21 protein-coding genes and 2 tRNA genes are annotated in these 21,562 nt (G+C 38.1%); 2 read left to right on the forward strand and 21 right to left on the reverse strand.

Annotated features, from left to right (window positions below; genetic code table 11):
- Positions 1–508 precede the first annotated feature (508 nt).
- The 15 genes from lysS to AMD00_RS17520 all read right to left on the reverse strand — a co-directional run bounded on the left by lysS (position 509) and on the right by AMD00_RS17520 (position 16,911).
- Positions 509–1,993 carry a lysine--tRNA ligase gene (gene lysS / locus AMD00_RS17450; RefSeq protein ID WP_053418350.1) on the reverse strand — a complete coding sequence of 495 codons (1,485 nt, stop codon included), beginning with the start codon at positions 1,991–1,993 and terminating at the stop codon, positions 509–511.
- Between the two features lie 285 nt (positions 1,994–2,278).
- The gene (locus tag AMD00_RS17455; protein WP_053418351.1) at positions 2,279–2,518 is read right to left on the reverse strand and encodes a helix-turn-helix domain-containing protein; all 240 of its coding nucleotides are present in this window, start codon (positions 2,516–2,518) and stop codon (positions 2,279–2,281) included.
- Positions 2,470–2,991, reverse strand: coding sequence for a 2-amino-4-hydroxy-6-hydroxymethyldihydropteridine diphosphokinase (gene folK / locus AMD00_RS17460; RefSeq protein ID WP_053418352.1), 522 nt, complete (start codon positions 2,989–2,991; stop codon positions 2,470–2,472). The genes AMD00_RS17455 and folK overlap by 49 nt, the downstream gene beginning before the upstream one ends.
- Positions 2,988–3,356 (reverse strand): dihydroneopterin aldolase, encoded by a 369-nt coding sequence (folB, locus tag AMD00_RS17465; RefSeq protein ID WP_053418353.1) that lies wholly within the window; start codon positions 3,354–3,356, stop codon positions 2,988–2,990. The genes folK and folB overlap by 4 nt, the downstream gene beginning before the upstream one ends.
- A gap of 50 nt (positions 3,357–3,406) precedes the next feature.
- On the reverse strand, positions 3,407–4,258 hold the full coding sequence (gene folP, locus AMD00_RS17470) for a dihydropteroate synthase (RefSeq protein WP_053418354.1): 852 nt from the start codon (positions 4,256–4,258) through the stop codon (positions 3,407–3,409).
- The gene (gene pabC / locus AMD00_RS17475; RefSeq protein ID WP_053418355.1) at positions 4,258–5,094 is read right to left on the reverse strand and encodes an aminodeoxychorismate lyase; all 837 of its coding nucleotides are present in this window, start codon (positions 5,092–5,094) and stop codon (positions 4,258–4,260) included. The genes folP and pabC overlap by 1 nt, the downstream gene beginning before the upstream one ends.
- Positions 5,094–5,687, reverse strand: a complete 594-nt coding sequence (gene pabA, locus AMD00_RS17480; protein ID WP_053418356.1) for an aminodeoxychorismate/anthranilate synthase component II — start codon at positions 5,685–5,687, stop codon at positions 5,094–5,096. The genes pabC and pabA overlap by 1 nt, the downstream gene beginning before the upstream one ends.
- A complete protein-coding gene (locus AMD00_RS17485) occupies positions 5,684–7,063 on the reverse strand; it encodes an anthranilate synthase component I family protein (protein ID WP_053418568.1) in 1,380 nt (459 codons plus the stop codon). The genes pabA and AMD00_RS17485 overlap by 4 nt, the downstream gene beginning before the upstream one ends.
- Positions 7,064–7,279: 216 nt before the next feature.
- Complete coding sequence (gene cysK, locus AMD00_RS17490) at positions 7,280–8,209, reverse strand: cysteine synthase A (RefSeq protein WP_053418357.1); 930 nt, start codon at positions 8,207–8,209, stop codon at positions 7,280–7,282.
- 350 nt (positions 8,210–8,559) lie between these two features.
- The gene (hslO, locus tag AMD00_RS17495; RefSeq protein ID WP_053418358.1) at positions 8,560–9,441 is read right to left on the reverse strand and encodes an Hsp33 family molecular chaperone HslO; all 882 of its coding nucleotides are present in this window, start codon (positions 9,439–9,441) and stop codon (positions 8,560–8,562) included.
- Between the two features lie 18 nt (positions 9,442–9,459).
- Positions 9,460–10,224 (reverse strand): type III pantothenate kinase, encoded by a 765-nt coding sequence (locus AMD00_RS17500; protein ID WP_053418359.1) that lies wholly within the window; start codon positions 10,222–10,224, stop codon positions 9,460–9,462.
- A 120-nt stretch (positions 10,225–10,344) separates the two neighbouring features.
- On the reverse strand, positions 10,345–12,366 hold the full coding sequence (gene ftsH / locus AMD00_RS17505) for an ATP-dependent zinc metalloprotease FtsH (protein ID WP_053418360.1): 2,022 nt from the start codon (positions 12,364–12,366) through the stop codon (positions 10,345–10,347).
- Between the two features lie 129 nt (positions 12,367–12,495).
- Positions 12,496–13,038 carry a hypoxanthine phosphoribosyltransferase gene (gene hpt / locus AMD00_RS17510; RefSeq protein WP_053418361.1) on the reverse strand — a complete coding sequence of 181 codons (543 nt, stop codon included), beginning with the start codon at positions 13,036–13,038 and terminating at the stop codon, positions 12,496–12,498.
- Positions 13,039–13,067: 29 nt separating this feature from the next.
- On the reverse strand, positions 13,068–14,480 hold the full coding sequence (gene tilS, locus AMD00_RS17515) for a tRNA lysidine(34) synthetase TilS (RefSeq protein WP_053418362.1): 1,413 nt from the start codon (positions 14,478–14,480) through the stop codon (positions 13,068–13,070).
- A gap of 16 nt (positions 14,481–14,496) precedes the next feature.
- On the reverse strand, positions 14,497–16,911 hold the full coding sequence (locus AMD00_RS17520; RefSeq protein ID WP_053418363.1) for a SpoIIE family protein phosphatase: 2,415 nt from the start codon (positions 16,909–16,911) through the stop codon (positions 14,497–14,499).
- A gap of 183 nt (positions 16,912–17,094) precedes the next feature.
- Here AMD00_RS17520 and AMD00_RS17525 point away from each other — a divergent pair.
- Positions 17,095–17,168: transfer RNA gene (locus AMD00_RS17525), tRNA-Met, on the forward strand.
- Positions 17,169–17,207: 39 nt separating this feature from the next.
- Positions 17,208–17,279: transfer RNA gene (locus tag AMD00_RS17530), tRNA-Glu, on the forward strand.
- Positions 17,280–17,522: 243 nt separating this feature from the next.
- On the opposite strand, the gene AMD00_RS17535 is transcribed toward AMD00_RS17530, so the two are convergent.
- The 6 genes from AMD00_RS17535 to yabN all read right to left on the reverse strand — a co-directional run bounded on the left by AMD00_RS17535 (position 17,523) and on the right by yabN (position 21,562).
- Positions 17,523–17,954, reverse strand: coding sequence for a S1 domain-containing RNA-binding protein (locus AMD00_RS17535; RefSeq protein WP_038179287.1), 432 nt, complete (start codon positions 17,952–17,954; stop codon positions 17,523–17,525).
- Between the two features lie 125 nt (positions 17,955–18,079).
- Complete coding sequence (locus AMD00_RS17540) at positions 18,080–18,502, reverse strand: FtsB family cell division protein (RefSeq protein WP_053418364.1); 423 nt, start codon at positions 18,500–18,502, stop codon at positions 18,080–18,082.
- Between the two features lie 78 nt (positions 18,503–18,580).
- Entirely contained in the window at positions 18,581–19,045 is a 465-nt protein-coding gene (yabQ, locus tag AMD00_RS17545; protein ID WP_083446291.1) for a spore cortex biosynthesis protein YabQ, read from the reverse strand.
- Positions 19,042–19,341 carry a sporulation protein YabP gene (gene yabP / locus AMD00_RS17550; protein ID WP_038179281.1) on the reverse strand — a complete coding sequence of 100 codons (300 nt, stop codon included), beginning with the start codon at positions 19,339–19,341 and terminating at the stop codon, positions 19,042–19,044. The genes yabQ and yabP overlap by 4 nt, the downstream gene beginning before the upstream one ends.
- Positions 19,342–19,802: 461 nt before the next feature.
- Positions 19,803–20,093 carry an RNA-binding S4 domain-containing protein gene (locus AMD00_RS17555; RefSeq protein WP_053418366.1) on the reverse strand — a complete coding sequence of 97 codons (291 nt, stop codon included), beginning with the start codon at positions 20,091–20,093 and terminating at the stop codon, positions 19,803–19,805.
- Complete coding sequence (yabN, locus tag AMD00_RS17560) at positions 20,090–21,562, reverse strand: bifunctional methyltransferase/pyrophosphohydrolase YabN (protein WP_053418367.1); 1,473 nt, start codon at positions 21,560–21,562, stop codon at positions 20,090–20,092. The genes AMD00_RS17555 and yabN overlap by 4 nt, the downstream gene beginning before the upstream one ends.

Raw genomic sequence — 21,562 nt, forward strand, 5'->3', positions numbered from 1 at the left:
TTTTGATCCACCAACAGAGTTGATGTTCAAAACTATTTATTGATTAACGTCTTGCATGTTCAGTTTTCAAGGTTCATTATGTTTGCCACTTCATTAGCGACATTTAACATTATATCATAATAACATTTCGTTGTCAACAACTTTTTTAAGTTATTTTCAAATCGTTGTTTCGAAATTGTTATCGTCGCTTGTTTGTCAGCAACTTTTATATCTTATCAAATCAACCACTCAGTGTCAATAACTTTTTTAAGTTATTTTCAAATCGTTTTGTTAGCTAAATTAGCAACTCAATTAATATATCACTATATTAATTCTAACGCAACCCCTTTTTTTAAAAAAGTTAAATCTTATTTATTAGTTAGCGATAGATGCTTACAAAAATAGCTTATCTTCTATTGTAATGAACTTCTTAGTAATTTTCAAACAATAAGCTAAACACTCTAATAGAACGTAAATAAAAAAGACTCTAGTATTAACTAGAGTCTTTTCTATAAGAAAACCTTAGTATTTAATCGCGAGGACGCATTGTAGGGAATAATAATACATCACGTATAGTTTGTGAATTCGTTAACAACATGATTAAGCGATCGATACCGATACCTAATCCACCTGTTGGCGGCATACCATACTCTAACGCTTCAATGAAGTCATCGTCCATTTCGTGCGCTTCATCATTACCTGCTTCTTTTTCAGCAAGTTGCGCTTCAAAGCGTTCACGTTGATCGATTGGATCATTTAATTCAGTAAAGGCATTTGCATGCTCACGACGTACAATGAATAATTCAAAACGATCTGTGAATCGTTCGTCTTCAGGGTTCTTCTTAGCTAATGGAGAAATTTCCACTGGGTGACCATAGATAAATGTAGGTTGAACTAATGATTCTTCTATTTTTTGCTCGAAGAATTCATTAATAATATGACCTACTTCCATAGAGTCTTTAATTTCCACACCGTGCTCTTTTGCAAGTGCTCGCGCTTCTTCTTTCGACATTGGAGTCCAGAAGTCTACACCTGTTGCTTCTTTAACTGCATCTACCATGTGCAGACGAGTCCAACCTGGCGCTAAACTAATAACATCATCGCCATATTGAACATCAGTTGTGCCTAAAACTTCTTGGGCTACGTGAGATATTAAATTCTCTGTAAGTGCCATGATGTCACCGTAGTCAGCGTACGCTTCATATAATTCAATCATAGTGAATTCTGGGTTATGGCGTGTTGACATACCTTCATTACGGAATACACGACCGATTTCATATACCTTTTCAAGCCCACCAACGATTAATCGTTTTAGATGAAGTTCAATTGCGATACGCATATATAACTCCATATCTAACGAATTGTGATGTGTAATGAAAGGACGAGCGGCTGCTCCACCTGCAATTGTGTGTAGCATTGGTGTTTCTACTTCAAGATAACCATTGCCATCTAAGTAACGGCGGATAGCTTGAATAATTTTTGAGCGAGTAATGAAAGTTTGTTTACTTTCTTCACTCGTCATTAAATCTAAGTAACGTTGACGATAACGTTGCTCTACATCTTTTAAGCCATGGAACTTCTCTGGCATTGGGCGTAATGATTTAGTTAGGAAAGTAAATTCTAATGCTTTAACAGAAAGTTCTCCTACCTGAGTGCGGAAAACATTACCGCGAACACCTACGATATCTCCTAGGTCTGCTTGTTTAAACAATTCGTATGCTTCTTCACCAATAGCATCTTTTCGAACATAAATTTGTACTTGTCCACCTAAATCTTGAATATGCGCGAAACCAGCTTTACCTTTACCGCGTTTTGTCATAATACGACCCGCGATTACAACTTCATGTAAATCTTCTTCTAATTGTTCTTTAGTAAAATCTACATACTGTTCTTTAATTTCGTTTGATAAATGCGTACGTTCAAAACGGGCACCGAATGGATCTAAGCCGTTTTCTCTAATAGAAGCCATCTTTTGGCGTCTCACCAAAATTTGGTCATTTAATTCTTCAGACACGATATTCACTCCTCATTTTTTGTTCCGCTATGCAGTCCATAATGTACTTATTGTACACAATTTTGCTTGACGATTCACGTCTTTATCATCATTTACTAGTAAATACTTCATAATCCATTAGCTCCTAAAGAAAAAAGCCGTCACTTTAAAGGCGACGACTCGGAGTTTTATTAAATAATATGGATAGCTTTTTCTTACTTCTCGTTCTTCAAATTCTGCCACTAAGGTATTGAGCAATGTTCTTAATTCGTACGCCGTCTCTGTTGGTTAATGACATTAGCGCTGTCATACTTTGTTTCCACCTTGTATAGTTGAAGGCTTTTCTCCACCTTTTAATTCGTCCATATTTATATCAAGTGCTGTCGCTATGATTTGTAACTGTTCTTCTGTTGGCAAACGGTCCCCACGTTCAATTTTACCTAAAATAGAAGTAGACATACCAACTTTTTTCGCAAATTCGACCTGCTGAATTCTTTTTAGTTTTCGAAATGCACGAATTCTTCTACCCCAGCGATCGTTTTCCATTGTCGTACGCCTTCTTTCCCAACACTAGATAGCATCGATTGCAACGCTTCGTTTGTTTTAGGATAAATGAGATCTGGAGCGATTTCCAATAATGGTACAAGAACAAAAGCACGTTCATGCATTCTAGGATGCGGAACAATTAATGTCTCTGTTTCAATATTGTCGTGATTATAAAGCAAAATGTCAAGGTCTATCGTTCTTGGACCCCAACGAATTACGCGAACACGCTTTAACTCGTTCTCAATCGCTTGGCACAATTCAAGTGTTTTTTCCGGATTCAACGAAGTGCGAATTTGCACAACTATATTAAGGAATGCATCCTGGTCTGTAAAGCCGACAGGATCAGTCTCATATACAGAAGACACAGCAACAACTTCCACTTCTAGATGCTCAGTTAGTAACTTGACTGCATGTTGCAAAGTCTGCAACCGCTCTCCTACATTTGAGCCTAGAGAAATAAAGGCTTCGTTCATTGAAACTCACCTCTTGTCAACTCAACAGATACTTCCCGGTAATGACCTGGAATCGGCGGGTCAGGTTTAATCATTTCTACACGCAACCCTTTTACTCGTCCCTCATATGTAGCCAGAATGCGTGTCGCAATTTGCTCTGCAACAGCTTCGATTAATTTATATGGTTCGCCTTCAACTATTTCTTTGCAAATCATATAAACTTCCGCGTAGTTCACTGTATATTCAAGCTCGTCCGTCTCACCAGCTTGATGTAAATCTACCGCTAGTGTTATCGATACCCTAAAACGCTGACCAATGGCGGTTTCGGCAGCTAATACACCATGATAGCCATAAAACTCCATATCTTTTACATGGATATAATCCATAGTTAACACTCCACTTCATCATTAGAAATATTATTTTAAACTAAACCTTATCATTCTACATTTGGTTGTTTATCTAACAAGACATCCATCATTTTTGTCATACGGGTGATTTCCTTAACATCATGTACACGTACCATATGGCAACCTTTATCAATTCCAAAGCAGACTGTAGCACCCGTACCTTCCACCCGTTCTGTAACAGGGAGGTCTAAGACGTTACCAATCATTCTTTTGCGAGAAGTCGCAAGTAATACAGGATAACCCATTTCTACTAATTGCGGTAAAGATTGCATCATCAATATATTTTCATGGTGCGATTTCGCAAATCCAATCCCTGGATCTAGCCAAATATGTGCATCAGGTACCCCAGCAACTTTGGCGATTTGCAAACTCTTTTCCAGATCGGCTTTGGCTACCTCCCAAAAGTTTGCCCCGTATTCTTCATTTTCGCGGTTGTGCATTAAAATAATTGGTACATTTAACTCTGCAGCCACACTAGCAATTTCAGGATCGTACTTAGCTCCCCAAATATCATTAATTATATGTGCTCCAGCTAAAACAGCTTGTCTTGCTACTTCTGCTTTATATGTATCAATTGAGATCAATACATGCACCTCTTTACGAAGCTCTTTAATAATAGGTATAACACGAGATAATTCTTCTTCGACTGAGATTTGAGTATGTCCAGGACGGGTTGATTCACCGCCGATGTCAATAATTTTGGCACCATCCGCGACCATTTGCTTTGCTTGAGCTACCGCTGCTTCTAAATCATTATATTTTCCGCCATCTGAAAAGGAATCTGGCGTTACATTTAATATACCCATCACAAACGTCTCTTTATGGAAATCGAGTATATGCCCATCGATAGTTAATGGTGTTGTGTAATTGTCTAGGTTCATCAAGATCTCCCCTTCGCATCATTTATCCTTTTAACATACTGCTCATGAAGAGCTTTGTAAACCGGCCCGTTATTCCCCAGGAAATTTTTCCCTTGCAAAGAACGGATCGGGATAAGCTCTTGAATAGAAGTTGTTATAAAGCATTCATCCGCTTGTTCTAACTGCTCCCGAGTATAGAATCCTTCTATAACAGTAATTTGCTGCATCACTTGCCCACGCGTAATGCCTGGTAAAATACCTGTTTCAATAGAAGGTGTGTATACTTTACCATCCGTCACCCAAAAAATATTTGAAGTAATACCTTCTGCTACAAAGCCATCTCCATTCACGAAAAAACCTTCCAACTCTGCTAAAGATGGTACTTCAAATCGAGCTATTACATTATTCGCGTAATGATGAGATTTATGGCGGATTGATTGCTCCGGTGAATTACGTTCTGTATTCAACCATACCGCTGATTTCTCTTCCCCTCTCACCATTGTAGGTAACGGCTTACGGAATACAATAACAGTCGGTTCAGTATAACTTGTTGGTTTTAATCCAATATCATGCACCCCCGCCGATACATTCAAACGAAAATAACCATCTTCTCCATTACAACGATTATCCAACTCACGAATAACTGCTAACAATTCATCAAAGCTATAAGGTAAAACGATATGGTAATCATCTAATGCTCGTTGCAGCCTTTTACAATGATCTTCCCATAGAAATACATACCCGTCATACGTACGAAATGTTTCAAAGAATCCTAATCCATACAAAAAGCCGTGATCAAATGGCGAAATCCTTAAATCCTCACTGTGCACATACTCCCCGTTCATCCAACACCACATTAGTTACCACTTCCTTCAGTAACCTCGCAATAGCACTCAATAAAGTTCTTTAATATCTTCTTACCATCCTCTGTCATAATCGATTCCGGATGGTACTGAACACCTTCAATCGGATAATCCTTATGACGAATCCCCATAATCTCACCTTCTGCTGTCGACGAAGTAATTTCTAGGCAATCAGGTAAAGTTTCACGTTCAACAATTAATGAATGATAACGCGTTGCTTGGAACGAATTTGGTAACCCTCTATTTACACCTTTATTATCATGCTGTACAGGTGACGTTTTACCATGCATTAATCGTTCTGCACGAATAACCTTCCCACCAAACACTTGCGCAATCGATTGATGCCCTAAACAGACACCAAAAATCGGAATGCTCCCCGCAAAATGAGCAATGATTTCCAAACTCCTACCCGCTTCATTTGGACTACAAGGTCCTGGAGAGATAACAATCATAGCAGGCGAAAGCTTTTCAATCTCCTGCACTGTTAACTCATCATTTCTTTTCACAATAAGTTCTTGTCCAAATTCACCAAAATATTGCACGAGATTATAGGTAAATGAATCGTAGTTATCAATCATTAAAATCATACGTTACACTCCTCTGCCATCGCCTTCGCTTGCCATAAAGCTTTTGCCTTGTTTAGCGATTCAATATATTCATTTGCAGGAATAGAATCTATCACGATACCAGCACCCGCTTGTATATACGCCATCTCTTCTTTAATAAAAGCCGTACGGATGACGATATTAAGTTCTAAATCACCATTGTATCCTAACCAACCGATCGATCCTGTGTATAATCCCCTACGAACCGTTTCCAGCTCCTCAATAATTTCCATCGTACGAATTTTAGGTGCACCTGTTATCGTGCCACCAGGGAATAGCGCTCTTACAACATCTGCATTCGAACAATTTTCATCTACAATGCCCCTTACATTTGAAACAATGTGCATAACATGCGAATATCTCTCAATCACCATAAACTCATTTACTTCAACTGTTCCATATTTTGAGACACGCCCTAAATCATTACGCTCTAGATCAACGAGCATAACATGTTCAGCGCGTTCCTTTTCATTATCAATTAATTCCTGTGCCAATCGTTCATCTTCTACGACATCTTTCCCTCTCGGACGAGTTCCAGCTATTGGTCGAGTTGAAAGCTCTTGCCCTTTTTTCTTCACAAGTAATTCAGGAGAACCTGAAACGACAGCAAATTCAGGGGAATGGATAAATGCCATATACGGAGAAGGATTAAACGAACGTAACGCCTCATACATTTGCATAGGTTCCGCACCAAGCTCTTTTGCCTGTCTAACGGAAAGATTCACTTGGAACACATCACCTTGCGCAATATAATTTTGCACTTTACGGACAGCCTCTTCAAAAACATCTGACGATAGTGATACTTGTAGCTTTGTTACATCATGCACAACATCAGTAGCCGCTCCCGCCGCAAACATCTGCGATTTCAGACCACTTTCTACAGCATGTTGCCAATCACGCGCACGTTGTTCAAGATCTACATTGCTAGATGAAAGCTTCATCAAATGCACTTGTTCCTCTACTACATCAAATACAGCCCATTCATCAAATAGATAAAAATATAAATCCGGTATTTGCAGATCATCCTCTGCTAGATTTGGTAGGTTCTCTATTTTTCGTGCATAATCATATGAGATAAATCCTGCTGCACCACCCTGGAAATCCGGAAAATCTGCATTAGCAGGCAATTTATATTCTGCTATTAAATCTTCCAACAAATGCAACGATTCACCTACCCGTTTTTCTTCTTGTCCATCACGCCAAGAAATAAGTATGCCGTCATCTGTTGAACGTACTACAGCCATCGGGTTCCACCCTACTACTGACTGCTGTCCACCTCGGCCACTCTCTAATAACAAATGATATTGTTCACTTTTTACAAGCTCCTTAAACGCATAAAAGAATGACTGCTTGTCCATCGAAAAAGATGGATGATTGATTAACGATAAACTCAAGAACTCTTCCTCCAATTAATTAAATTTATATTTTAATTTCACAAATTTTGTTTTAAAAATTGCACCAACATCTAACAGTATATGAAAATGAAAGTCAGAGAGCAAAGTTCTAGAGAAAATATAGACAAAAATAAAAAACGGAGCACATAAATGCCCCGCTAAGAATTTAATGAAGTTGAATTAGTCGTCAAAGTGGTAAAGAGGCGTACTTAAGTATCTTTCACCATTCGATGGAAGAATCGCTAAAACGTTTTTACCTTTACCAAGACGTTTTGCTGTTTCGATTGCTGCGAAAATAGCTGCTCCAGATGAAATACCACCTAATACGCCTTCTTCTTTAGCAATTTTACGCGCCGTATCAAATGCAGCGTCATTTTCTACAGGGAAGATCGAAGTATAGATTTCTGTATTCAACACTTTGGGAACAAAACCTGCTCCGATCCCTTGAATTTTATGAGGTCCCGGTTGTGCCCCAGCCAAAACTTGAGAATCTTTTGGTTCTACTGCGATAATTTCAATTTCAGGATATTTTTCTTTTAATACTTCTCCTACACCTGTAATTGTACCACCAGTACCAACACCTGCAATAAATGCATTGAGATTTAAGCCATCAAATGCTTCAACTATTTCTGGACCAGTTGTTAAACGGTGAACTTCAGCGTTTGAAGGATTTTCAAATTGCTGAGGAACAAACCAGCCATTTTGTTCAGAAAGCTCATTCGCCTTTGCAATTGCACCTTTCATCCCTTCAGCGCCAGGTGTTAAAACAAGATCCGCTCCGTAAGCACGTAGTAAATTGCGACGTTCCATACTCATTGTATCAGGCATTACTAACACCGCTTTATATCCTTTAGCAGCTGCTACCATTGCAAGACCAATACCAGTATTACCACTTGTCGGCTCAATTAATGTGCTTCCTTCTTTTAACTTACCCGCTTTTTCAGCAGCTTCAATCATCGCTAAAGCAATACGATCTTTAACACTACTGCCCGGGTTAAAGTATTCTAGTTTTACGTAAACATTACCGTCATTTGGTCCTGTAACATTATTCAATTTCACGATTGGTGTTTTACCAATTAAATCTGTTACTGAATTAACTAATCTACTCATCTTTTACTCACTCCTAATTCCTAGTAATTTTATAGGTTTTAAATTATCTTAATTTTACAACCTATTGGTTATGTTTGTCAAACAAAAAACTATTTACTCTACTAAAAATGTAAACTATTTTCCTGAGTGACATATTCTGCTCAATAAACCCAAAAGATTATTCCTTGTAGACGTTATATTCATTCCACTCGTGTAAAAAAAAGACTACTCCACACGCAGTAAATGTAGAGTAGTCTAGAAATCAGTATTTTTTTATCATGTATCAATATGTCTCCACAATATAAACATTGTAGGCAATTTAGATACAGACCAACTTAAATCACAGTTATCAGAATAGATTTACTAACTTTTTAAGAATTAATTTCTGTTATAAATCCTTCTAATTCTTCTTTTGAGTATTGGTACTTTTCTTGGCAGAAGTGACAATGCGCCTCTGCTTTTCCATCTTCTTCGATCATATCACGAATTTCTTTTTCGCCTAAACTAATAATCGCCGCACCAAAACGCTCTTTTGAACAGTTACATTCAAATTTCACCGGTAATGTATCTAGCATTTGAACATTATCTTCACCTAACACGGCTTTTAAGATTTCTTCAGGAGTGAACCCTTTTTGAATCATTTTAGAAACCGGTTCGATTTTCGATAATTGATTTTCAATTTGCGTAATCGTTTCATCATCTACACCAGGTAATAGTTGTATGATAAATCCACCAGCCGCCAGAATAGAATCATCTGTATTTACTAACACACCAAGACCTACTGATGAAGGTACCTGTTCAGATGTAGCAAAATAATATGTGAAATCTTCTGCAATTTCCCCAGAAACGATCGGCACTTGTCCAGAGAAGAAATCACGTAAGCCTAAGTCTTTCACAACTGTTAATGCGCCCTCAGTACCCACAGCACGGCGAACATCCAGTTTTCCTTGTGGGTTCAAATCAAATTCTACATGAGGATTTGTAACATAACCACGAACTTCACCTTTTGCATTCGCATCTACGATCATCGAACCAATTGGTCCATTACCTTCAACTTTAACAGTGATTTTATCTTCACCTTTTAACATAGCACCCATCATCACTGATGCAGTCATTGTACGACCAAGTGCCGCAGAAGTTGTTGGCCAAGTATCATGACGACGTTGCGCTTCCCCAACCGTTTCAGTTGTACTCACCGCAAATGCACGCACACTATTATTAAATCCTAATGCTCTTACTAAATAATCTCCCACTCTAATATTCCTCTTTTCTTATTGATTTCTCTTATATATTATACGCAATCCCTTTAAAGTTAAAAACGGATCAACAATATCGATAATCGTGGATTCTTTCGCAATTAATGAAGCAAGTCCACCGGTTGCAATTACAAGCGGTTCCTTCTTACTCTGCATCTTTATTCGACTAACGATGCCTTCGACTTGACCAACATAACCATAAACGATACCGGATTGCATAGCAGATACCGTATTCTTTCCAATAACATTGCCCGGTCGCATAATTTCAACACGCGGCAATTTAGAAGCACGTGCAAATAACGCTTCTGTAGAAATATTAATCCCTGGAGCAATCGCCCCACCCATATAGTCACCTTTATCATTCAAATAACAATAGGTTGTTGCCGTACCGAAATCTACAATAATCAGTGGCGATTCATACTCATGAAGTGCAGCTACAGCATTCACGATACGATCAGCACCAACTTCTCTAGGGTTTTCATATTTGATATTCAGACCAGTCTTCACACCCGGCCCAACAATCAAAGGCTCTAGCGAAAAATACTTACGACACATTGCCTCTAATGAAAACATTATCGGAGGCACTACTGAAGAAATAATAATACCATCTATATCAGTAAAAGATAAATCCACATGTGTGAACAATGATTTAACCTGCATTGCATATTCATCTTCTGTCTTATGCGGGTCTGTCTCCATACGCCAATGATGCATAAGTTTGTCATCATTAAATATACCAAGGGAAATATTCGTATTCCCTGTATCCATTACTAAAATCATCGAACCTAGCCTCACTTACATACAGTTTTCTGAAAGAATCATACCATATATAGGACTAATAAAAGAAGCTGATTGCCTTATGCGAGAGCAAAGGTCAATCAGCTTCTAATTTAATAGCTATTATTTTCGTTCTTCTTGAATACCATCATTTGATGTTCCATCCTGCTTTTCAGTAGGTAGGTCACTTGATGTTGGATCAGCAGTTCCAAATACATCAAGCTTTTCTTCTTTAACTAAAGTTACATTTTTAGATTCATTACTTTCAATTACTAGATCAGCCTTTTTACCATTACTTTGGTTATAAGGTCTGTCTGGCAATGTTCCGTGCTCTTTTAGATGTTGAATCTGTTCTGCATCTAATGTTTCAACTTCAAGTAAAGTTGTAGCAATTAAATTTAGAAGATCACGATTTTCAGTAAGAATACGTTTTGTACGGTCATATTGCTCTTTTACCATGCTTTGCATCTCTTGATCAATTTCGTAAGCAATTTTATCTGAATAATTTTGTTCAGAATTGATATCTCGGCCTAAGAAGACGTTGCCTCCTTGACTTGAACCAAATTGCAATTGACCAAGTTTATCACTCATACCGTATTCGGTAACCATTGAGCGAATAATACTCGTTACGCGTTGGAAGTCATTATGAGCACCTGTTGAAACTTCACCAAAGACGATATCCTCAGCTACACGTCCACCAAGTAAACCTGCTACTTTATCTAGAAGCTCTGGTTTTGTCATGAAGTAACGATCTTCTTTTGGAAGCATTACAGCGTAACCGCCAGCTTGACCACGAGGTACAATTGTTACTTTATGAACTTTTTCAGCTTCATCTAATATTAATCCAATAACAACGTGTCCTGCTTCATGGTATGCAACAATATTACGTTCTTTTTGTGAGATGACACGACTCGTTTTAGCAACACCAGCAATTACACGGTCAGTTGCTTCATCGATATCTCCCATGTCAATTTTCTTCTTATTAGTACGAGCAGCGACAAGTGCAGCTTCGTTTAATAAGTTTTCTAAATCTGCACCAGAGAATCCCGGTGTACGTTGAGCAATTGCTTTTAAGTCCACTGATTCATCTAAAGGTTTTTTACGAGCGTGTACTTTAAGAACCGCTTCACGACCTTTTACATCTGGGCGTCCAACTGTAATTTGACGGTCAAAACGACCTGGACGTAATAATGCAGGATCTAGAATGTCCGGACGGTTCGTTGCAGCGACGATAATGATACCTTCGTTTTCACCGAAACCATCCATTTCAACAAGTAATTGGTTTAATGTTTGTTCGCGTTCATCATGACCGCCACCTAAGCCTGCGCCACGTTGACGACCAACTGCATCAATTTCATCGATGAATATGATACATGGTGCGTTTTTCTTCGCGTTTTCGAATAAATCACGAACACGTGAAGCCCCCACACCAACAAACATTTCAACGAAGTCAGAACCACTAATAGAGAAGAATGGTACACCAGCTTCACCGGCTACCGCACGCGCTAGTAAAGTTTTACCAGTACCAGGAGGTCCTACAAGTAGAATCCCTTTCGGAATACGTGCTCCAATATCATTGAATTTAGTAGGATCTTTTAAGAAATCTACTACTTCAACAAGCTCTTGTTTTTCTTCGTCGGCACCAGCTACATCTGTAAAACGAACTTTTTTCTTCTGATCGTCATACAGCTTAGCTTTACTTTTCCCGAAGCTCATTACACGATTACCGCCACCTTGTGCCTGATTCAATAAGAAGAAGAACAGGATAAAGATGATGATGAATGGAATAATTCCAGTAAAGAACTGAATCCATCCGCTCGTTTCAGGAGCAGGTAAAAAGTTGATTTTCGAGTTGTTTTTTGCCGCAGCATCAATTTTATCCATTACTGCTTGGTTATCACGAGGTACATTTGTTACGAAAGATTCACCTTTTTTGTAACCCTCTAATTCACCTTTAACGACATAAACCAATTTGTCAGGCTGTAACTCCGCACGGGTTACTTTGCCTTTATCTAGTGCTGTTATAAACTCGTGATACTGTATTTCTTTCGTCGGTTGGTTCGAGTTATTAAACGTACCAAAAATCCCGATGATCACGAGGAAAATTAATAAATATAATATGGTGTATCGAAATATTCGATTCATCCCCAGCCTCCTCACAAGGTAAACAGAAAAACTATAGTAAATCTTAACATATGAACATTAAGGCGTACAACGAAAAGCATTTCGAAAAAGAAGTTTCAATGTAAAATTGTCAAAATTTTAACATTGTTATTAAAATGAATAAACTTCTTTCTTTAGCACCCCAATGTATGGTAAGTTACGGTATTTTTCTGCGTAATCTAATCCATATCCTACAACAAATGCATCTGGTACTTCAAAACCTACAAAATCAGCTTTTAAGTCTACTTTGCGACCAGTTGGTTTGTCTAATAATGTAACGATTTTAATTGATTTTGCTTTGCGATATTTGAAAAGGTCTACTAAGTAGCTTAGCGTTAGACCACTATCAATAATATCTTCTACAATTAAAATGTCGCGGCCTTCAACACTTGTGTTTAAGTCTTTAACGATTTTCACTTCACCAGAAGATACAGTAGCATTACCGTAACTAGTTACATCCATAAAATCTACTTCAACGTAAGTGTCGATTCGTTTCATTAAATCCGCCATGAATGGCATCGCACCCTTTAGTACACCAATCATTAAAGGAAACTTCTCTTGATATTCCTCAGTTAAGGATTCCCCAATCTCACGGATTTTAATTTGTAAATCTTCTTCTGAAATTAATACTTTTTCGATGTCTTTTTGAAGCATCTTAGTTCCTCCTTGATTGTATATAGACACTACAAAGTTTGTTGATCTACGATGAAGAACGCATCATCAGTAGATCGTTCGCAATAAGAAAAACAATTACCTATACGAAGACCAGGAAGTGCAATGACCTCATCTTCTTGCGTAACAATAACTGGCCATTCATCTCTAAGCGCCATTGGTACCTTCTCGTCAATAAAAATACGAGATATGCGCTTATGTTGATTCAAACCAAGTAAATTGATGCGGTCTCCATTCATTCTCGTTCGGACATATAACGGCAATGACAGCAGCTCAATTTGAAAAAAATACGTCTTTGCGGACGGGGTAGTATCAGATGGCCTTTCATCAGATAGCTTTCCTATGTATACACGCAAATTGTTCGTCAAATTCGTCCATGTATTAAGCGTAACCATTAAAGGCGACTTTTCTACATTTAAAATTTGTTTTTTCTTGATAATTAGCTCATCATATTGACGAATTGCTACAACACCTTTCGGTAAATGCAAAATTGCATTTCCCGCCGTTGATGAAGTCTGTTCGAGAATAGAGTTCCACAGGGTATAACTTTGTACAATGGTTGTATCTTTATATAGATATTTTAATAGTAGTAGAATGATTCTTCTTTGTAAAGCGAGTGGCTTATTTTGGAATGCTTTTATGCAAATTCTCCATGAATCTTCATCTATTTTAGCCACAACTTCATGAAAAGCATCATGCGCTAAACTTTGCAATAAATCTTCATCTGCTTGTGCCTTTTCGGTATACTGACGAACTGCATCAGCAACACGTGGATTTTCACCTTCTAATAACGGCACAACATGATGGCGAATTCGATTACGTGTATAAGAATCCTTTTTGTTACTAGAATCTTCTCGATAAGCCTGTTCATTTCGTTGTAAATAAGTATGAATGTCATTCTTTGTCACTGCTAAAAATGGACGTATTAGATGCCCGTTTGCAAATGGACGCTCTCTTTTAATACCCGTTAGACCAGAAGCACTTGTGCCTCTTGTAAGCGCCATTATGACACTTTCTACTTGATCATCTGCATGGTGAGCAACAACAAGATGCGTACTTGAACTTTCTAACATGATTTTCTCGAAATAATTATAACGCTCTCTACGGCATATATCCTGTAGATTCCCTTTCTCATGTTGTAAAATTTCAGGAATAGGTATGTCAATAGCATAAACAGGAATCTCTCGTTCTTGGCAAAAAGCTTCAACAAATCGACGATCCCCCTCAGCATCTTCCCCACGCAACATATGATTCACATGAATTGCTGCAACAGAGACACCCAGACGGTCTTTCTCTTTATACAAAAAATGCAGAAGTGCCATTGAATCAGCACCTCCCGAACAAGCTACGAGAAGACGGTCACCTTCATTACATAAATGATACTGTTTCATGTATTGATAAGCTTTTTGTTCGAGTTGTTCCATCTTCTCACCTCATTCACTATCTTACCATTCTTTGCTCAGAAATAGCCGCCGAAGATGGTTTAAATAAAGACCAATTCGATATTTTATGTTCAATTCGGATTGCGACGAGTGTACAATCATCATTCGGTACATCCGGACCTCGAAATGCACGAACAATAGATGCACACATTTCCTCAGCTGGACAATTCTCTAGCTCTCGTAAATGGCGAATTAGTTTACTTTCTTGCTCTTCCCAAGGCTTATTTTCAAAGAACAGTCCATCAGTACACATGAAAATAATATCACCTGCTTTTAGCGACACTTGATCTGCTTCTACTGAAAATGATGTTAAAAATCCTACTGGCTCACTCTTACTCTCTAGTCGAATACACTTTTCCCCTCGCACTAAATAAGTTGCCATACTTCCTGCTTTCCAAGACCATAAGGTGCCGACTTGTAAATCAACAAGCGCAAAATCCATTGTCGCGTACATATCACTATCATTTTTCAAAGACATGACATAATGCAATGTATGCATCGCTGTTTCGGGTGCCATTTGATGATGCATGCATTCTCGCATTAATCGAATGAGACGTCTGCTCTCCTGATGCGCCTTTTTACTATGTCCCATTCCATCTGATAACATAACGGCCGTAAGCCCTTGATGAAGAGGAAAAACGGCGTGTGAATCACCAGAGTAAATCGTATTCTGCTTTGAAGACGTATATACATCATAAGACATATGGAAACGAACTGAAGATTGGAATGTCATCTGTAAATGTGGATACGGACTGTCCTTCATAGCAGTTCGTGCGATTTCAAACGGCTCATTAAACACACTTTGTAGAATAGGTAATACTAAGCGTTCTGCTAAAGTTTGATCTGTTTCCCACATGGCCTTTTTCTCTGGTAAACAGCAAACAATTTTTCGATTCCCTGCCTCATTTGATAAAATATCTACTTGAAAATGTTCGATACCAGCAAGCTTTAGCTCTTCTGATAGCTCGTCCTCTTTATGTTGAAAAGACACTGCTTCTCCCGTCATATCATTCATCACCATATCGATATGCTGACACATATCTCTCAATTGCAATGCAATCATCTTACGGCCGTGGTAAAACTGGCCACTAAGTTGCTTTTTCGAAACTTTTTCCTCAAGCGCTGACAAAAACGGAGCGGACTTCACACATTTATAACGAATCTTCTCATCAAGTTGTAGTCTTGTAGCTGCATTTGCAGTAGCACTTGCATCAAGCCATCTCTGCGTTAGGTCTGGCATCTCACTTTTACTATTGCTCCAACATTTGTCATACTTAAAACAAGATTGGCAAACTGCGAGCGGCTGCTCTTGCCTCTCTTCCGCTACATGTTTATTAACATTCCCAAAACGATCATGTACAAGTTCTTTCATAAAATCTACGAAGTGATGAAAATCTTCAAGCTTTGTATTGAGCCTTTCCGTTAACCACTTCTGCCTTTCTAAAAGTACTTCATCCCTATTTGGATATAGTTGATTTTGCCAATACAGAACCCATTTCTGTGGGAAGATAAAAAATAGTAATGTAGCAAATGCAATAGACATAAAAAATGTGTAATCAAGTGGCAGTGTCGCATCATACAATGCAAAAAAGACGCTAGCCATTATGCCACCTGTGGCGATCCAAAACCTACCGACATTTTTACAAACTCCTGCAAATAACCCTGTTACCGCGTAAACTGCCATCATTCCACTAAAAGATAATTGAGATAAACTAAGTATCATACCGGTTAGCACTGCAACAGCCGTTGCTAATGTGACACCACCAACTAATGCTGATACAAGTATGAGTAAATGCATGGCGATACGCGATACTGATAAGAAGCTAAGTACAACACCATCCATAGCCGTTAATACCACAGCGCCTACGATCAATGCTGCACCGAGTCGCTCAAAAGACCATTTGGCGGTCATTAACTGATGCATCGGTAAGAAAATGAGACCCAAAAAAAGTGTCATAAAGATAGCTAGTGCACCTTCATATCCGACGTATAGCCATACAAGAATTGGAGGATGACCACTGTACGAAATATATTGCCAAACTATTTGAACCGTCAAAATACTAAATCCGACTATTACAGGAAGTGGCAATCGTTTAAAAGGGGTTTTTAAAAGGAGTAATAAAAACAACAATTCCAATATATGAATTGTTGTTTGCCCGAAACCTAATGTAAGACTTCCACATAATCCCCCTACTAATGTCCAACTCATCCACCTTGGATATCTAGTAAATGCAATTGCTGCAATCGGTAGGAAGAATGGTACCGTTGCTTCAAATAACACGGCCTGAGATAAGTAAAAGGAACAAAATAAAAACAAAACAGATAGCCATATTCGGTATTTTCTCTTAGCTACACTTGCCCATGTATTCTTGATTGCTTGATTTTGCGCTATTCCTTCATGCCACATCTTCATAAAACAACCTCCTCCTGAACATTGCCATCATTATAGACTGAATATTCCAGAAAGTTTGTCTTTTTGTGTTTTCATGAAAAAAAACTTTTCGACGAGAAATTGCTTTTTTAAAGAAAATATTTTCATAAAACAGCTTGACACTTACATACTTTATCTTGTATTATTTATTATGTTGTTTAAAACGGCGGCGTAGCTCAGCTGGCTAGAGCGTACGGTTCATACCCGTGAGGTCGGGGGTTCGATCCCCTCTGCCGCCATAATTTTTTCATTTAGGCCATCTGTGCCAATATTTTTTTGGCCCCTTGGTCAAGCGGTTAAGACACCGCCCTTTCACGGCGGTAACACGGGTTCGAATCCCGTAGGGGTCATCATAATAAGCAACTTTCTTATCATGAGAAAGTTGCTTTTTTGTTTGTCAAATTAAGTACTATATATAAATATAAGTGGCAAATCATCTGCAGAGGTGTCGTTATTAGCGAATTTTAGTTTGTTTGTATTGCATTTAATAGTACAATTCGTCAGGTATAAACAATAAAAAAGCAATCCACGAAGTACTTGGATTGCTCAAAAATCGATTTCACACTTTTTCTACGATTAAAATAGCCAGCAAGTTACCCTCTTCTTGCGCCACGGCCACCACGTTTAGATTCTGTAGCGCGTTTTAATGTTGCAAGACGATCTTCACTGTCTTTTAAGAAACGTGCCATTTTCTGTTCAAAATTTTCCTTCGGTTGATGACGATTATCATTGCGATCATTTGAACGATTATTATGACGTGGGCGCTGAGGACGCTCTGGTCGTTCTGCTTGAGGTTTTGCTTTTCGAATAGACAAACCAATTTTGCCATCCGCTTCGACATTCATTACTTTAACCTCAACCATTTCTCCAACTTTCAAATGTTCGTTGATGTCTTTTACATAATTGTCTGCAACCTCACTGATGTGCACCAGACCTGTTGAGCCATTTGGCAGCTCTACGAATGCTCCAAAATTTGTGATACCTGTTACCTTACCTTGTACCTTGCTGCCTACTTCAATTGACATAAAAAAAATGCTCCTCCTTAATAAATAAAGCGACTTTGTAAGTCATGTAATCAATTTATGAATCTTAAAAAAAGGTTAGATTCTCACTTCTAATTATAGCCAACAAAAAAAGAGTGTCAATAAGACTACTCTTTCGATTTCCCATTTTTCTCATCTTTTTCAGTATTTTCTGGAATCGAGAAAATGATCTCACCTTTTTCAGAAAGGAAAAGTTCTTTACGTGCTAGTTTGGCGATATAATTATCGTCATTTAGCTTCGAAATTTGAATTTTCAATTCCTCTTGTTGGTCTTGGGCGTCTGAAAGTTTTTGGGTTAGCTCGATTTTTTTTTGTTCTTTAATAGCGAGCGTCTTCTTTTGATTTATTAATGTAAATATTAGGGATCCCATAACGAGAACAAACGCGATTGCGAAAAGTGCCAGTCTTCGATAAAGACGTATTTTCATGGCTCTTTTTTTCTTTTCCTGCCGTTCCATGGACTCGATGTATTCTCGACGAATGGCAGCAACTGAATTTTCTCCACTAGCTTTTTTGTTACGATTATTCATCCTCGTTATCCCTCCCTAATTAATAATACTTCTAGCTTCTTAGTTGTTATTGTATGTGTATTCTCCATTATAGCGAATTTACCCTTTTTTTTTAAGTCTTAACTGTTTAGTTTTTTTAACCAATGGCCTAAATGGTAACAGCAGGAGCCTTACAACACGCATTAGGGCGCGGATTATCCACCTTATGATCGAAACGAAAAAATTAAAAATCAACCATAATGGTCTAAGCAAAATGATGTATATTAGACGACCTCCAAAGCGAAATACCGATTGGAAGTATAATTGATAACAATAAAAACCTGCGAGCTGCGCTATTGGATCAACAATACGCCATTCACCAGCTCGCACTTTAAATAGTAAATAAAAACTAGCTATACCGAGTATAAGCCAAGTTATCAACTCTAACGCAATATAGCCTTTTCTTCTAATTGACCTCGGTGGTGCATAATATTTAATCGTACGTACTAGGTCTATACATGCTGCTCCTACAATTCCACTAGCAATCATGACGAGAAGGCTGAGAAATTGCGCTGTTAAGGTCATCCAAATATTTTATGAAGGAAGCTTTTAGACAAGCCGTTGTCTTCGTCATCATACTGTAGCGTCTTCACTGTTCCTTCAAGTGTCAATAAACCCTTATCTACATCCAAATGGACAATACGTAATTCCTCACCTCTGATGAGTAAATGTCCTTGCGAAGTGTGCACTAAAAACTCTTCTTGATCAAAGCGCTCGATTGATTTCACCGAAGTGACATCCATTCGTTTGCGATTTCTGACCGTTAGCAAATGATCCCCTGTTGGAATTGTGTACGTTGCATTATCCGGCTGTAACGTCAATGATTCCCCTCCCTTGTCCTGTCTTTAAACTATATGCTGCGGACAAACCCTTTATGATAAAACTGCTAATTTCCATTCAGAAATTTGTTTATAGATAGTTTTTCCTTATCGATTTGCAGGCATTTCTATACTATATTTAACGTTAGATCTTACAACATTCACTCTTCACATAGATAGAAGAAATCCCTATAAAGATGCATTACTGCATATATCTGCTCATTTCTATGGATCCTTATATAAGATATTCTTATCCACTAATAATTTGTAACTTCTACCCTATCGTGTTTACTGATCAGTGATACTTTGAAAAAATAGCTTTGGAATTGTCTAATTAAAAAGATTGTCCTAAAATTTAGCGAATACTAATTTTCAGGACAACCTCATATAAGATCATTCAAATAAAACATAGATCAATGCCTAAAATACTACTTCTCTATAAGCAAAATTACTCTCAAAATCAGCTAGTTCTCATCATCGATAAATTGCGGTTCAATCTTCTCTAATTTTTCTTCTTTTAAAATCGTAAACATTCTTGCAGCGTCTTCTTTTTTCACTGTATCTTTCAACTCTTCAACACGTGCTGTTACTACTTTTTGACCGAAGCGGATTGCGAGTTCATCACCTGCTTTTACAGCAGTACTTGCCTTCACTACCTTACCATTAATTGTAATACGCCCTTGATCAGCAACTTCTTTTGCTAATGTACGACGTTTAATCAAACGCGATACTTTCAAAAATTTATCTAATCTCATACTTTATTCCCTCCTTGTAATTTAGCCTCATTCCAAAAGGCATCCAGCTCTTCAAACGTATAAGCTTTAAAATCTTTTTTTCCAGCCATTACTTGAGCTTCAACATACCCAAAGCGACTAGCAAATTTTCTGTTAGCGTGGAGCATGGCATCTTCAGCTGAAATTTTATATACACGTGCGATATTCACTAATGTAAATAGCACATCGCCAAATTCATCGAGACGTGTTTCATTCGTTCCATTCGTTACCTCAGTTCGGAATTCCTGCCATTCTTCGGAGAATTTTTCCCACACACCATCTGTCGAAGACCACTCAAATCCGACTTTTGCCGCTCGTCTTTGATAGTTATAAGACGTTTGTAGTGAAGATGTTGCGCGGTACTCACCTTTCAATAAAGGTTCCGGTATCTCACCATTAGCATTTTCTTTTCTTTTAATTTTCTCCCAGTTAGCATTTACTTCTTCCACACTATCTACAGTAGTATCACTAAATACGTGAGGATGTCGACGAATCATCTTTGTGCTTATAGCTTCTAATATATCTTCAAGGTTGAAGAATCCTTCATCTTCACCGATTTGTGCGTGTAAAAATACTTGTAGTAGAACATCACCAAGTTCTTCAATCATATGCTCATCGTCTTGTTCATCGACCGTTTGCAAGAACTCATGCACTTCCTCTAGCATATATCTTTTCAAACTTTCGTGCGTTTGCTGTTGATCCCAGGGACAACCATTAGGGCCACGCAATGTTGAAATAATCTCACGGAAAGTTGACCATTCACGAAGGGCTTCATCACGATTCGTTACTGGAGGTACGTAGACAGTTGTTAAGTTATCAATTTCGGCTGCACGGTCCAATTCGTATAAAGGAACTGTACGTAGCTTTTCGTCTTTTGAGCCTGCTGCAGTAACAATTGTAACTGGATAATCCTCACTGTATTTTTCCATCAAAGTCAGTTTTACTTCTGAAGCGCTAAAAGTATCATATACTTGTGCAATTAATAGATGTTGCTTCATATTCACTTCATGTGCTGAGAAAGTTGTTCCATCTACCAGTTGGAAGCCATCGATTGGGTCGATACGTAATGCGCCGAAGATTGGATCTAGAAAACTTTGACCTCCCTCAATATTCAGTTTTACTTTCCCTTCTTTTTCAGCTTCGATTAAAAGTTGAACAGTTAACTCTGCTACGAGTGGATGTCCGGGTACTGCGTACATTATATCTTCTTTCTCCACGTAACTTAAAAGAGTGGCTACAATTTCTTCATAAACTGGTCGAAAATCATCGTGCTTTTCATAAACATGATCAAAGCTTTCAAATTCGATTCCTTCAGTTGCTAACTCATTTAATACCGGGTGGTCTATCGTTCGTACATATATTTTCTTAGCCTGCTGTAGCTTGCGATAAACACCTATTTGTAATTGCTCAAAGTCACTAGCTCCAAGACCTATTATTGTTAATTGATGCAT

This window comes from Viridibacillus arvi (genome assembly GCF_001274945.1).
Taxonomy (GTDB): Bacteria; Bacillota; Bacilli; order Bacillales_A; family Planococcaceae; genus Viridibacillus; species Viridibacillus arvi.